We start from the raw sequence: 14232 nt of genomic DNA, 5'->3' as shown, positions 1-14232 counted from the left end.
CATAAGACAAAGGAGTAAGTTTTATGGCTTATAGTGATTTTAAACTTATTGAAATTATTGATTCTTTTGGTTTAGTTATTCACGAGTCATCTGGACTATTTGCAAATGTACATGAGCAAGAATGTAGTGATTTATTATCTATCCTTCTTAAGGAAAATGTTGATCTAGCAGTAGCGATAAGTACAGAAAAAGCTCGGAGTGAAATGATAATTAGTCCAATTTTGTTAGAAATTAGACGCAAATTTAATTATGAAATAAGCTTGTTTTCTGGAGTTGATTTTACTGTTGATAGCCAACGAGGACTAAATGGCTTTTGTGATTTTATTTTGAGTCTTTCTTCGGAGCAGTTGCTTGTACGTAGTCCGGTGGTTGTCTTAGTAGAAAGTAAAAATGAGAATTTGAGGTCTGGTTTAGCACAATGTATTGCTGAAATGGTAGCCGCACAGATTTTTAACGAGAGAAGTGGAAATCAAATCAAAGCTATCTATGGTGCTGTTACTATCGGTACGCTCTGGCAATTTCTCAAGCTTGATGGCAATGTAGTTTCGATTGATTTGAGTGAATATTATATTAAGGATATTAAGAAAATTTTAGGGATTTTGTATAGTGCGATCGCGCAAAGTAAGCCGTAAATTATTTATATTAACCAGAATATTTGAAAAAAATGGTGGCTTTGAGAGAATATCATAGATGATTCTTAAACTTCATGGATGTCAGGCGACTACGCGTCTACGCTTTTACGAATCTTCATGAATAAGTATATTGACAATCCAAGGTCATATATGTAACATTGTATATAAGACAGAAGAAACAACCGCACTCTAAAACGCAAGTTTTTGGTGTTGTCTCAGCAGCAGAATTCCTAGTTTCCTGCCAAGCTTCGTGTCATCCCTTCGGCTGAATTTTCAGACCAATGTTAAGTCAACTGATTGATTAGACTTTCAACGGGAAGACAAGATGTTTGGATGAATATTCAGGGGAAAGAATGACGCAAAACTTGGTAGGAAGCCAGGAATTCTACGGCTGAGACTTGAACCAAAAGAACACGACGGTAAGAGAGCTTTATGGCAGTGAAGTACTTTTTAAGTGCAAATTCCTCGTACAAAGCCCTGCTACTGCTAGATGTGTAATTTGTTGAAGCTGTCCAGTTCACTAAACAAGACTGGATACATTACAATGACACACGCTGATCAATCTTATAAAAAACAAACAAGCCAGCATAAAAATTCTATCGGTATTTTTGCCGATATTCAGAACGTCTCTTCAATTAAAGGAAAGGGTCATTTGTTGTTGAAATTTGCCCAATCCAAGGGGCGTATAGGCTGCAAAAATTTCTACTATAATTCACACTACATAGGCCAAGTTTGTACCAAAAACGAGTTAGAAATTCTTGGTATGAAGGGTATTGATGTTCCTGAACATTCAGAGAATAGTGCAGATTATAGATTGATAAATGACTGTATTAATTGGGTTGCCTTTAATGCTTCTGTTAATATAATTATCTTAATCTTAGGAGACTGGGACTATGCTGGCTTAATTTGCATTTTAAAGGCTTTAGGTAAAAACGTGATCATCTTTTCTCAAAGAGGTAGTGCCAGTCCAAAGTTGGTTAAACTAGTTGGTAATGAGAACTTCTACTTTGTAGATGAATTACCTCAGCTAGTTGGCAATAGCAATAAGACTCAAACTCAAAACATGGATATTGTGTCTGAGATTAATTACAATCAGGCTATAGAGTATCTAATTGAAGCTATCAATATTGCCTCAAGCCAAGGTAAGCCTACCGTATTTGCTCGCATTGATAAATTGATGCGTCAACGTTATGCTAACTATCAAGGATGCTCATCTATTTCTATGTCTAATGGCAAGAAAATTAAGAGTTTTAGCCAGTTTATTGATGTTGTTGTAAAGGATGGCAAAGTCCGAAAGGAAAATCAGGAGTTATTTTTAACTGAGTTAGATATGCTAGCTGCTTAAAATAGCTTTTAAAAACCCAGTTCAGTAAAAAATGGGTTTTAATAACACCGCTATCTGCGGTTTTTTCATGTCTGAAGACAATCACAATTGTATAGTTTCCCAACAGTCAATTTCTGCAACAAAATACAAGACAAAAATGCACAAACTTCTCACATTTAATAATCAAAAATTATTCCGTCAAGCACTTACCCACCGTTCTTATGTCAACGAACACCCAGAAGAAGGTGAACACAACGAACGTCTAGAGTTTCTTGGTGATGCTATTCTAAATTTTTTAAGTGGTGAATATCTCTATAAACGTAATCCAGAAAAAGGAGAAGATGAATTAACTCGTCGCCGTTCTGCATTAGTAGATCAGAAGCAATTAGCAAAGTTTGCTCTTGAAGTTGATTTAGAATTTAAGATGAGATTAGGACAAGGTGCAATTCGAGATGGAGGATATCAAAATCCTAATTTATTAAGTAGCACCTTTGAAGCAGTCCTTGGCGCCTACTATCTAGATAATGATTCCAATATTGAAGTAGTTCGCAAAATTGTAGAACCTCTGTTTGATTCCGTATCGCAAAATATTGTTGTATCTCGCTCTAATGTAGACTCAAAAAACCGCTTTCAGGAATGGGTGCAATCTCATGTTACCCCAAATCCCCCGATATATGAGACAGAACAAATAGGAGGACCTTCTCACGCACCACAATTCGTAGCTAGAGTATTGGTAGATGGAAAAGAGTATGGAACGGGTACGGGACGTAATAAAAAAGAGGCTGAAAAAGATGCTGCTGAAGATGCGCTAGCTAAGTTGAAAAAGAAAGGTTTGTTGTAGAGATGATTACCCAGGCTCATACAGGTATAAAACATCTTCCTATTCATCTTGCTTCTTAATTTATTTTTACTGGGTGAGAGTGAAAAACTACGGTTCAACAGCAGAAGAAGTAATTTTGCATTAGCAAAGGAGGATGAATCTGAGTGTGTATTTGATGCTCAAAATGCTAAATTCCTGTTTGAGCAAGATTTAGAATTAGTGGATTTGTTTTCTAAGTTTTGCAACTAAATCCATGAAAATCTGTCTATTCCATGCCCAATCCCCATTTTCCAAACTGAGTTTTAAATTCTTAATCTTCATAAAGTTATAAATCAATACGCTTGGGTTAGAGCCAAAAACCAAAACCAGCGTAGGTTGGGGAGCCACTGTGTTGGGCGGGTTTCCCGACTTGTTCGCGCAGCGTCTCCCCTTGGGAGAAGCAAGTGGCGTTTGAGGAACGAAACCCAACATTTTGCAGGGTTTGTTGGGTAACACGAATGTTCAACCCAACCTACAATTATCCTTAACTGAACTGTATTGAGTTATAAATACCATTATTAAGTTTTTCATAATACTTATCTCAGCTTCTACATTCATGACGGAAAGTGCGATCGCAATTGTGTAATCTGAAGATAGCAAAGCTAATTATTCAATTGAGGTCTGATGACTCCTACGATTATGCGTCAGCTTTGGTCAGTGGTTGAAACCGCCCAAGCCAAGCTCCTCTTGCAACTGGATGATGCTAGCTTGGTGCAGTGGTTAGTAAAACAAACCGAAACGCAAGTGTTGTTAGATTCTAACGAAACTGATTTTCTGTGCCACTACATTCAATCGCGGCTAGCCCTTATACGTGATATTGCTCAGGAACGTCAGTGTTCATGATCGTAAAATTACGATGAATTACTTGATATCTTGACTATTAGCTTTTTGGGGAAAATAACCTTCAACTAAGCAGTCAGAGCCGACTACACGCCAACGAACACGTTCTAGAGACAACGCCTCAGTCATGGTAATAAAACCTAAATCGCCCACAGGTGTGGGAGCAGTGCTACCACCAATGATTTTCGGGGCGATAAATGCGAGAATTTTTTGTACTGCTCCTTGAGCGATCGCACTTGCAGCTAAGGTACCACCACATTCCCACAACACGCTACAAAAACCTCGCTCATATAAGTACGCCATTGCCTTATCTGGTGTAAGTGATGTTAATTTCACCACCTCCACCCCCTTTTTTAGCAACAGTTCTTGAAAATCGGGGTTAGCGCCCTCCTGTGTCAACACCAAAGTTGGAGCATCCGCAGTTTGCCACAGATGAGCATTTTCCGGTAAGTTGAGATGGCGACTCATCACCACGCGCAGGGGATTATGTGCCCCCACCTGATGGCTGGTTAAGTAAGGATTATCGTGTCGGACTGTATTACCACCGACAATTATTGCATCACTTGCCGCCCGCAGTTGATGTACTTCACTGCGGGAGTCTTGGCTTGTCACCCAGGCGCTGTTACCAGAGGTGGTAGCAATTTTGCCATCTAAAGTCATGGCATATTTTAAAATTCCCAAAGGTCGTTTGTAGAGAATGCGATGCACAAAAGCTTCATTTAGCTGATGACAAGCTGACTCTTCTACTCCTACCAACACTTCGATCCCCGCCGCACGTAAACGGGCAATACCACCTCCAGCTACCAGTGGATTGGGATCAACCATACCCACCACCACTTTTGCCACTCCAGCTTGGATCAATCCTTCCGAACAAGGGGGAGTACGTCCGTAGTGATTGCAAGGTTCGAGGTTGACATAGATTGTCGCACCACGAGCGCGATTCTCCTGGGGAGAGGCTGCGCCAACGCCTGCTGCCTTCAAGGCAAACACTTCTGCATGAGGCTCACCTGCACGAGGATGAAACCCTTCGCCGACAATCTCGCCATCCTTGACAATCACCGCTCCCACTAGGGGATTTGGCGAAGTACGTCCTAAAGCGCGGCGAGCAAGTTCCAAACACCGCAGCATCATGCGAGAGTCAAAGTCACTTCCTACCTTTTGCTTTATAGGAGAATTCGATCCAAACAATTCTTCTTACAGCCTTTTTTATCTATTTAAATCACAATCTCCTGTAGGTTAGCACAGCTAGCTGTGCTAACCACCCATTTACAGCGTGGCTGCAAGTTCCTGTAAGCGATCGCTTCCATCGCGGAAGACTGGCCACCCATCCCCCACCAGCACTGCTTCTACCCGACTCAGTTGAGCCAACCTGCGAACAGAAGCAATAGCCTCCTCTCGATTCAACAGCTTGTCATCTGGTAATATTGTTAAGCTACCTGCTTTGCGTGCCCTGACTAAATCTCCTGTGATCAAAGTCGTCTCCTCCAGTAACAGAGCCAATTCACCGGGAGTTTTCGAGCCTTGGAGTTCAATCACCTCCAGTCCTGGTACGAACTCTTCACCATCAGACAGCCAGCGATCGCAATGTATAGGAAAAGTATCTTTTTCTGCCAGAGGACCAGCTATCTTAGCATAGGTTTGATCGGCAATTTCTTTAGTTGCTCTGACATGCTCAGAATTCGTCAGCACAATCCAAACCACACCACCGAGGGATTTCAGATGATTCCAATCATGATTTGATAGGGCTACTGGGTCAATCAAGATGTTGCCATCTGGGCGAATCCAGGCAATCCCATTGAAATCAATATTTCTTGCCGGATTGAAACTTGACCAGCTATAGAGATCGGGACGGTGCAAAGATTTCATGATGATTCTGGATCAGTACCTTCAATAATTGACTATTAATCTCAATAATTAAGTATATAGATTATGAGGTTGCATTCCCTATGGATCTCGAATTTGAGTATACTACGATGAATCTATCGATATTATGGATTTTATCGGGTTGATAAAAATTCCCGCCGAAGCGCAATAGAGATCAATGGAGGTATACAGGTGAGTGAGATTGGGCGCAAAAAAATATCAGCGAAAGCAGATCAGTTTACAGAGTCGGTGATTCGAGAAATGACAAGGGTGGCACTGCAACATGGTGCAGTGAATCTGGCGCAGGGGTTTCCTGATTTTCCCTGTCCCTTGGAGTTGAAACAGGCAGCTTACGAAGCAATAGAGGCAGATGTCAACCAGTATGCTATTACTTGGGGCGATCGCTCATTTCGTGATGCGATCGCCAACAAAGTTCGTTGGTATCTGGGCTTAGATATTGATCCCGAAACCCAAATCACCGTTACCTGTGGTTCCACAGAAGCAATGGCAGCTGTAATGCTGGCAACCGTCGATCCCGGTGAGGAAGTAATTGTATTTGAGCCATATTACGAAAACTACGGTCCCGATGCGATTTTAGCTGGTGCTACACCCCGCTACGTAACACTACATCCCCCTCATTGGACATTTGATCAATCAGAGTTGCGTCAAGCTTTTAATGCCAATACCAAAGCCATTATTATCAACACACCCCACAACCCCACCGGCAAAGTCTTCACCCGTGAAGAACTCACCCTAATTGCTGAACTTTGTCAAAAGTGGGATGTATTAGCCTTCACTGATGAAATCTATGAACATATTCTTTATGATGGCACTCAACATATTGCCCTAGCGACCCTTCCCGGCATGGAAGAACGCACAATTACCATCAATGGTCTTTCCAAAACTTACAGCGTTACTGGCTGGCGAGTTGGCTACATTTTGGCCAACCCTAAATTGACAGGAGCGATTCGCAAAGTCCATGATTTCCTCACCGTTGGCGCTCCTGCACCATTGCAACGAGCCGGAGTTGCCGCCATGCAACTGCCACCATCCTATTATGAAGAACTAGCCAAACTTTATCACCAGAAGCGAGACAACATCTTAGAGATTCTAGATCAAGTTGGGATTCCCTATTTTATTCCCAAAGGAGCTTATTATGTGCTTGCAGATATTTCCAAATTTGGCTATAAAACAGATGTTGAATTCACTTACCATCTAATTAAAGAGATTGGTGTTGCCGTAGTTCCTGGTTCCAGCTTTTTCAGCCAACCAGAAAAAGGACATTCATTGATCAGATTTTGCTTTAGCAAAAGACCTGAGACATTACAAACAGCGAGCGATCGCTTACTCAAACTACAATCAAATCTACAACCGACATCTTAACATTCATTTCTTCTCCTCTCTTCCCTTCGCGCTCTTTGCGTCCTTCGCGGTTCGTTTCACATCCAAATTAATTCAATACGAAAGACCCATCATACCTTATTTTTTATTCCTAGTCAGGAATAACTATAGCAATCTTATCTGAGTTGTCAAAATTGCTTTTTTTAACGAACCGCGAAGGACGCGAAGGACGCGAAGGAAGATAAGAAAGGATTTAAAAAATCATTTAGGACTGCTATATGGCTACTTACGACAACATTTTGCAAGCAATTGGTAGAACTCCATTAGTCAGACTTAACAAAATTACCGAAGATATTCACTCAACTATTTATGCCAAAGTAGAATATCTCAATCCTGGCGGGAGTACCAAAGATAGAATTGCTCTGACGATGATTGAAGCCGCAGAAAAAACAGGTCAACTGCAACCGGGCGGCACTATTATTGAAGCTACCGCAGGTAATACTGGTGTGGGACTGGCATTAATTGCAGCAGTGAAAAAGTATCGCTGTATTTTTGTCATGCCTGATAAAATGAGCCAGGATAAAATCAACCTACTCAAAGCTTATGGTGCAGAAGTAGTTGTTACTCCCACATCAGTACCACCTGACTCGCCAGAAAGTTATAACGGTGTAGCGGAAAGACTCGCCAAAGAAATACCAGGAGCTTACAGACCAAATCAATTTGAAAACCCGAATAATCCTTTAGCGCATTACTTAAGTACCGGCCCAGAAATTTGGTCAGATAGTAATGGAAAAGTTGATGTTTTTGTTGCAGGTATGGGAACAGGTGGTACAATTTCAGGAGTTGCTAAATATCTGAAAGAGCAAAATCCAAATATAGTGATTGTTGGTGCAGATCCAGAGGGTTCAATTCTTTCTGGTGATGCCCCCAAATCTTACAAAGTTGAAGGAATTGGTGAAGACTTTATTCCCAAGACATTTAATCGTCAATTAGTCGATGAAATGGTTCGGGTTAGTGATAAAGAATCTTTTAATATGGCTCGTCGTTTAGCACGAGAAGAAGGTTTATTGGTAGGAGGTTCCTGTGGTACAGCAGTAACCGCAGCGCTCAAGTATGCAGCCAGATTAACAGAGCCGAAGTATATTGTAGCGCTATTACCAGATACGGGAAGAAACTACATTAATAAAATCTACTCCGATGCCTGGATGCAGGAAAATGGTTTTTGGGAAGGTACAACAGTAAAAAGCATCAAAGTTAGCGAAATTCTGGCTCAAAAAACAGACTTTCCTTCTCTAATTGCCGTCAGTCCCCGTGATACCTTAAGCAAAGCGACAAATTACCTACAAAAACTAAATATTTCGCAGCTACCTGTGATTGATAATAATCATGTAGTTGGTAGCATCAATGAAGCCTCTTTAATGAAATTTCTCCATGATGGCATCAACTTTTCTAAGCAGGAAGTTTCGGCAGTTATGGGTAAACCTCTGCCGATGCTCGATGAAGAAGTTGATGTTTCCGAAGCTTATCGAGTATTGTTATCAGGAACAACAGGGATTATTATTAAGCGAAATGATGTTCCTATTGGATTAATTACCAGAGCCGATTTAATCAGATATTGGATTAGTCAAACCCAAGAATAATCAAGGAAAAATCATGGAATTTGAGACAAGAGCAATTCATGAAGGGCAAAAATCAGATCCACAAACAGGCGCTGTAATTGTTCCCATTTATTTGACTTCTACTTATGAACAAGAAGCCATAGGTAAACATAAAGGATATGAATATTCTCGCACGGGAAACCCCACCCGTACTGCTTTAGAATCGGCTTTAGCTTCTCTTGAAAATGGGAAATTTGGTTTAGCATTTGCCTCTGGTTTGGCTGCAACTACCACAGTATTAAGTCTGCTAAAAAGTGGCGATCATATTGTTGCTGGTGATGATTTGTATGGGGGAACTTATCGTCTGTTAGAAAAGGTAGTGAGCAATTGGGGTGTGACAACTACCTATGTAGATATTGATAACATCGCTGAATTTGAAACTGCCATTCAACCAAATACTAAGCTGATTTGGATTGAAACTCCTACCAACCCTTTGTTAAAAATCATTGATATTGCTGCACTAGCAAATATTGCCCGTAAAAACAACATCATCTTAGTAGTTGATAACACCTTTGCTAGTCCTTATTTTCAAACACCCTTAGATTTAGGTGCTGACATTGTAGTTCACAGCACTACCAAATATCTAGGGGGACACAGCGATATTATTGGTGGCGGAGTCATCACATCTAACGAGCAACTATACACCGAACTGAAGTTTTATCAAAATGCGATCGGGGCGATTCCTAGTCCTTTTGATAGCTGGTTAGTGCTGCGAGGAATTAAAACTCTGGCTGTGAGAATGCGAGAACATCAAAAAAACGCTTTGTTTTTGGCTGAATTTTTAGAAAAACATCCCAAAATTGAGCGAATTTATTATCCAGGATTATCCAGTCATGAACAACATCAATTAGCAAAAGAGCAAATGTCTGGCTTTGGGGGGATGATTAGTTTGGAATTAAAAGGTGGTTTTGCTGAGGTTGAAAGATTCGCTTCCCGACTCAAGTTATTTTTGCTGGCTGAAAGTTTGGGTGGTGTGGAATCGCTGCTTTGCTATCCTACCAAAATGACTCACGGTTCTTTACCAGAAGCAGAACGACTTAAGCGGGGAATAAAGGATAATTTAGTCCGTCTTTCGGTAGGAATTGAGCATCAGCAAGATTTGCAAGCTGATTTAGAAAATGCTCTAGGTTAAATGCTTTGTTTAGGCGTTTGTTAAAAAAAATAACATTATTTTCCCTCCAGATTTAACTGTAACTTTTGATCCCTGACGGAAAGTTGATTTGCTCAAGAAAACCTCACTCCAAAACTGGGGTTTCTAAGCCTTAATGCGTAGTAATCCCCAGAGAAACAACACTAAACTAGTGTAGAATTCGTTAAAAATCCCGGTAATTATATCGGGATAGTAGGCTTATGAATTCTGGATTAAAAACCCCATTGACTCTTTAAAAGGATAGGACTAATGTTATCAGTAGTCCTTTGAAGGACACTATAGCGTTTCTCATCTGGGTGAGATACAAGAACCCCACCCCCAACCCCCTAAGAGCAAGCGATGAGGGGGCTATGATGTACCTCATTTGATTAGGAAAAGCTATATCTAAGCATCAAAAAACCAGGAGGTATTTCTATGATGATGATGACGATGACTGAAACCATGACTCCCGAAATGCAAACCTGCATGGATGCTTGCATGGACTGTCACAAAATGTGCATGGAAACCATGACTTACTGCATGAGCAAAGGTGGTAAGCAGATGGACAAGAACATGATGAGCATGATGAGCATGATGCGCGATTGCTCTGAAATGTGCATGATGTGCATGAATATGATGATGAGCGGTTCTGAATTTATGGAACGCACTTGTATGCTTTGCGCCCAAATGTGCGATCGCACTGCAATGGCTTGTGAAATGATGAGCGATGACGCAAAAATGATGGAATGTGCTGCCGCTTGCCGTAAGTGTGCAGAGTCTTGCAGAAGTATGCAGATGATGCCCGCATAATTCCCCTACTTAGCAGAAGTTTCTCTGCAACCTAATATTCAAGCGCTCAGACTCTTTGGGTCTGGGCGTTTGAAGTAAAGACTTCTAAAATTCTCAGTTGATGCAAGTCTAAACCAATACTATAAAAAGCATTAATATTACTTAAATTAGTTTCTGGATTAGAAGCGATGCCTACGGCAACCCGAAGCGGGAACGCACTAAAAATAGTCTTATCCAGTAAAATCATTGTTAGCTTGGGATCTGTTGAAGTAACTAATGGTATCTATAGGAATCATATTTGATTTCTGAAAAAGACTGCGAGATAATACGGATAGAGGTATCTGTCTAATAACGAACAATGATAAACCAGGAACTAGAAATGGCGATACCTTCTCTACGAGAGGCTTGTCTGCGACACGCTGCGCGAACGCCAACGGTGAGCTTCGCTAACGCAGAATCACAAGAATTTATAGATAGTCGCGCAGATGCCCGTGAGGTAAGAAAAGCTTTGGCGGGGAAACTGGTTTATCAAGTGTACAAAAATTCCGGTCTGCCAGCCAAACATCGTCTTCTTCAACAGTAGGTAGCACTTCATCAAACAAAGAACGTTCTTGAGCATGACCTCAACACATAGAAATACATCTACTGCCAGCATCAAGCTTGGGTCTAGTACAACCAAAGATTGCCCTGGTAATGGAGCGCTATTGATTTGGCGCAGTTCTTTTAAACGATGTTCACTAGCTGCGATGCCTGCGGCGGGCTACGCCTACGCATTACCATCAATAATTTTTACTCGATAACCTGGTAGCAAATCAGGCATTGTTGCGTTCAGATGCCGAATTGTAGCTTCCATTTGTCCAGCGACCTCTGTGACTAACTCCCCATTAATACTCGCTTCGATACCATTGATTTTGTTATAGACCGAGGTAACTCAAACACCTATTTCTTCAGCAGATGCTTGGTGGGCTGCATGTACTGATGGGTGGACTCCGCAGACGACAAGGCTCATCAAATTGACGACTGTGGAGAATAATAACTCGCGAGTGTACTGGGTTTTTGCACTACGAACAAAAATAGTTCATCCAGAATTTGGGGACATAACGCTTTTTCTAAAAGCCCACGAACCATTACCGAAACTGGACTTTCTTTTATAAATCGCTCAAACACCTGCCCTAGTAACATTTCTCTTCTCCACCCAACAGAGTTTCACCTATGCATCAGCAAACTACAAATCAAGCCATTACACAACACCTTGAAAGGGCTAGTCCTGTTCGTAATTCGTAATTCGTAATTCAGTTTTGTGGCGGCGTCTAAGAGGATGTTTGAAAAATCGTAGAGTATACCAAAAACCCCGCTTGCATTCCTCTTTGCGCTTCGGCTACGGTCTACACATAAGTCTCTCTAGAGACAATTTACGGTTTCTCGAATAGCTCAAGAAAACCTCACCCTGGTTTATGCTACGCAAAACCTGTCCCTCTCCTTAGTAAGGAGAGGGATTAAAGTCAGGACAGGGTGAGGTTTTTGTTTTGGGTAATTTGAAGACTTGTGTGTACACCGTAGCCCCGCTTGGGCGAGAGGCTTTGAAACTCCCATTCCCTTATAGGGAAGGGGGGCTAGAGGGGTTAGGTTTCTGAGGTTTTGATGTTAGCAATAATACTTGTTCATTCATCCTCTAAGACAGATGTGGTTCAAATACTTGAATTCTGCTGTAAACCCCCAGAATTAGTTAAAAGAAGCCGCAAGTAAAGTTTTGTAATGGGGATTTAACCCCAACACAAAACTTAATTACGAATTACGAATTACGAATTACGAATTACGAATTAACTACATTCATCCCAAGCCACGGGAAAGGAATAATCTGAAAATGCCGAGAAATCATGATTTTCCCTGCGAGTTTCTTCATCCAGAACTTTGACAACTTTGTTATAAATGTCTTGTGCTTGTTGCGGGGAATCACCGATGCTGGTTAATCCCACCTTGCCAAACTGCGAAAGGCAACCCATAAGATGAAACACTGTCCCCGTTTCAGTCCCACTGTCGAAGTGTAGTCTTTGGTCAGCGATGATATCCATCAAATCATTAGGCAATAATCCCTGATAGCGCTCTTTTTGGAGATTATCAGTGGCAATGTAGTATTTTGCACGACCTTGCTGACTATAAAATAAGCCCGTGGAAAGGTCATAGCGACCGTTTGTTAGTAATTTCAGGGTCATGAATGGATGAGTTGTGCCGCCTTTACGCAGGTTAATTTCGATCGCTTGAATATCCCACTCTTCGTTACCCTTGTCAACGGCGATAAAATCTACGCCAAATCGCTCTAAAGTGCCTTTCTCTGCTAGCTTTCTGCCAACTTGTAATCCCAATTGTTGTAATTGCAATCGATAGCTTTGATCAGCCGGGAAGCGACAACCAAGATAAATCTGACCGTCTGGGCCTCCGAGAATTTGGTCGTGGGTTGAAAGAATTTCGACTTCGCCATTGGGTGTGATCCGTCCTTGGACACTGGGCGATCGCTTAATTTTTCCTTCCACAAATGCTTCGGCGATCGCCCCTAATTCCGGGATTCTTCCCGAAAAATTGTCCCAAGTCTCTTGTTTTGCTTGAAAGCGCATTGTTGAGAAGCGATCGCTAATTGCTGCTACCCTTTCGGCATGAGTAACTTTACCGGGTGCTAAATTATCAATCGGTCTAAGATCCAGCAATGCATTCCCTTCTCCAGAAATGCCTTCGTTGAGTTTTATCACTACCCGTTGTAATGTTGGTTGTCGTTCCCACAAATCACTAGTAGCTTCTGCCAAATCTGTGTGATTCCAAATTTTTTCGCTGCCATCTGGATGTGGTACTCCGCTTTGGGCGAAGATTTCCCGACTGCCACTTTTTGTCCCCCAAATCTGTAAATCTGGTGCAGCAGCATACAAGGGTACACCTAATTTTAAAGACAATTCGCCTTCCCATTGCGAAGAGTTGTAACAGATCATAAATGATTTGTCTAGCCTCAAAGCTTGATGAATCCGCTCTAGCAGGCGGGGGCGTTCTAAAATCTTTTGGCTCAGAGGCTTAAGGGAGGAATCGTAAGTAGAAAGTAGCAGCAAGCGATTGCGAGCATGAGAAAAGGGAATTCCTGGCAACAGTTGCAGATAATAATCAATAATACTCGGATGTAGCGGTACTGATGTCACATAAACTAGCCGAGTCCGAGGATTCTGCAACCGAATTAAGGAAAATAGTAATCTTTCTTCATAATGCTCGCAACCTTCGATCTTTTGGAGTTCGCGCTGGTCGAGACTCAGGGAGGGAATAATTAAAATATCCGCTTCACAATTATCAAATAGTTCGCTTGTTTTCCAGCGATCGCGCAGGGTTAATTGTAAGTGGCGAAACTTTTCAACCTGCTCTAACTCGGAAATATTTAGTGTTGCCATAACCCTTGCTCTCTAATAATCCCAATGTAGTGTACCACGCGGCTTTTGAACAATTAGTGTGGGGGTATAGCCGCAGCGTAAAGATTCAGAATTGCTATATGTGTTTTGAATGTTAAGTATTGAGATTTGCTCGTAGTAAGCGGTTTTCGCCTTCCAAGGCTAGAGCGACTTATTACAAACCTTTAATTATTTAAGCGATAATAGATGATTATAAACCTAATTGAATAACTCTTATCTCCTTAATTTATTTTCAGTCTTAAGGGTGAGCAAATTCCAGGTTACTTTACCTCTAGGGAGCGATAAAGTACAACAACATAATAGTTAACTTAAAAGCAGATGATAGAGGACTAGTATTTGATTTATGAAAAGATACGT

The 14232-nt window shown here is 41.3% G+C and carries 14 protein-coding genes; 9 read left to right on the top strand and 5 right to left on the bottom strand.

Going from position 1 to position 14232, the window contains the following annotated elements; genetic code table 11:
* The first annotated feature begins 23 nt into the window (after positions 1-23).
* The 3 genes from V7K31_RS14725 to rnc all read left to right on the top strand — a co-directional run bounded on the left by V7K31_RS14725 (position 24) and on the right by rnc (position 2797).
* Complete coding sequence (locus tag V7K31_RS14725; protein WP_335095054.1) at positions 24-632, top strand: hypothetical protein; 609 nt, start codon at positions 24-26, stop codon at positions 630-632.
* A gap of 544 nt (positions 633-1176) precedes the next feature.
* Entirely contained in the window at positions 1177-1977 is an 801-nt protein-coding gene (locus V7K31_RS14720; protein ID WP_335095053.1) for an NYN domain-containing protein, read from the top strand.
* A gap of 136 nt (positions 1978-2113) precedes the next feature.
* Positions 2114-2797: a ribonuclease III gene (gene rnc / locus V7K31_RS14715; protein WP_335095194.1), complete on the top strand. Its 684-nt coding sequence runs from the start codon at positions 2114-2116 to the stop codon at positions 2795-2797.
* Between the two features lie 325 nt (positions 2798-3122).
* Here the strand turns inward: rnc and V7K31_RS14710 are convergent, their stop codons facing one another.
* Positions 3123-3281: a hypothetical protein gene (locus V7K31_RS14710; protein WP_335095052.1), complete on the bottom strand. Its 159-nt coding sequence runs from the start codon at positions 3279-3281 to the stop codon at positions 3123-3125.
* Between the two features lie 158 nt (positions 3282-3439).
* Between V7K31_RS14710 and V7K31_RS14705 the strand changes: the two genes are divergently transcribed.
* Positions 3440-3658: a hypothetical protein gene (locus tag V7K31_RS14705; protein ID WP_334832735.1), complete on the top strand. Its 219-nt coding sequence runs from the start codon at positions 3440-3442 to the stop codon at positions 3656-3658.
* Between the two features lie 18 nt (positions 3659-3676).
* Here the strand turns inward: V7K31_RS14705 and ribD are convergent, their stop codons facing one another.
* Together ribD and V7K31_RS14695 are read right to left on the bottom strand one after the other, a co-directional pair.
* Positions 3677-4786: a bifunctional diaminohydroxyphosphoribosylaminopyrimidine deaminase/5-amino-6-(5-phosphoribosylamino)uracil reductase RibD gene (gene ribD / locus V7K31_RS14700; RefSeq protein ID WP_335095193.1), complete on the bottom strand. Its 1110-nt coding sequence runs from the start codon at positions 4784-4786 to the stop codon at positions 3677-3679.
* Positions 4787-4921: 135 nt separating this feature from the next.
* Positions 4922-5521, bottom strand: a complete 600-nt coding sequence (locus V7K31_RS14695) for an MBL fold metallo-hydrolase (protein ID WP_335095051.1) — start codon at positions 5519-5521, stop codon at positions 4922-4924.
* A gap of 189 nt (positions 5522-5710) precedes the next feature.
* Here V7K31_RS14695 and V7K31_RS14690 point away from each other — a divergent pair, with 189 nt between their 5' ends.
* The 4 genes from V7K31_RS14690 (at position 5711) to V7K31_RS14675 (ending at position 10456) form a co-directional block, all read left to right on the top strand.
* Complete coding sequence (locus V7K31_RS14690) at positions 5711-6901, top strand: pyridoxal phosphate-dependent aminotransferase (protein WP_335095050.1); 1191 nt, start codon at positions 5711-5713, stop codon at positions 6899-6901.
* A gap of 236 nt (positions 6902-7137) precedes the next feature.
* Positions 7138-8499 carry a cystathionine beta-synthase gene (locus tag V7K31_RS14685; protein WP_335095049.1) on the top strand — a complete coding sequence of 454 codons (1362 nt, stop codon included), beginning with the start codon at positions 7138-7140 and terminating at the stop codon, positions 8497-8499.
* A gap of 13 nt (positions 8500-8512) precedes the next feature.
* Complete coding sequence (locus tag V7K31_RS14680) at positions 8513-9649, top strand: cystathionine gamma-synthase (protein WP_335095048.1); 1137 nt, start codon at positions 8513-8515, stop codon at positions 9647-9649.
* A gap of 435 nt (positions 9650-10084) precedes the next feature.
* Positions 10085-10456 carry a four-helix bundle copper-binding protein gene (locus V7K31_RS14675; protein ID WP_335095192.1) on the top strand — a complete coding sequence of 124 codons (372 nt, stop codon included), beginning with the start codon at positions 10085-10087 and terminating at the stop codon, positions 10454-10456.
* 46 nt (positions 10457-10502) lie between these two features.
* On the opposite strand, the gene V7K31_RS14670 is transcribed toward V7K31_RS14675, so the two are convergent.
* Entirely contained in the window at positions 10503-10682 is a 180-nt protein-coding gene (locus tag V7K31_RS14670; RefSeq protein ID WP_335095047.1) for a hypothetical protein, read from the bottom strand.
* A gap of 111 nt (positions 10683-10793) precedes the next feature.
* On the opposite strand from V7K31_RS14670, the gene V7K31_RS14665 reads away from it, so the two are divergent.
* Positions 10794-11018, top strand: coding sequence for a hypothetical protein (locus V7K31_RS14665; RefSeq protein WP_335095205.1), 225 nt, complete (start codon positions 10794-10796; stop codon positions 11016-11018).
* 1237 nt (positions 11019-12255) lie between these two features.
* On the opposite strand, the gene V7K31_RS14660 is transcribed toward V7K31_RS14665, so the two are convergent.
* The gene (locus V7K31_RS14660; RefSeq protein WP_335095046.1) at positions 12256-13857 is read right to left on the bottom strand and encodes a peptide ligase PGM1-related protein; all 1602 of its coding nucleotides are present in this window, start codon (positions 13855-13857) and stop codon (positions 12256-12258) included.
* Positions 13858-14232: the final 375 nt, after the last annotated feature.

It is taken from the genome of Nostoc sp., from assembly GCF_036917675.1.
GTDB lineage: Bacteria > Cyanobacteriota > Cyanobacteriia > Cyanobacteriales > Nostocaceae > Nostoc.
This window is presented reverse-complemented; position numbering and strand designations above follow the sequence as displayed.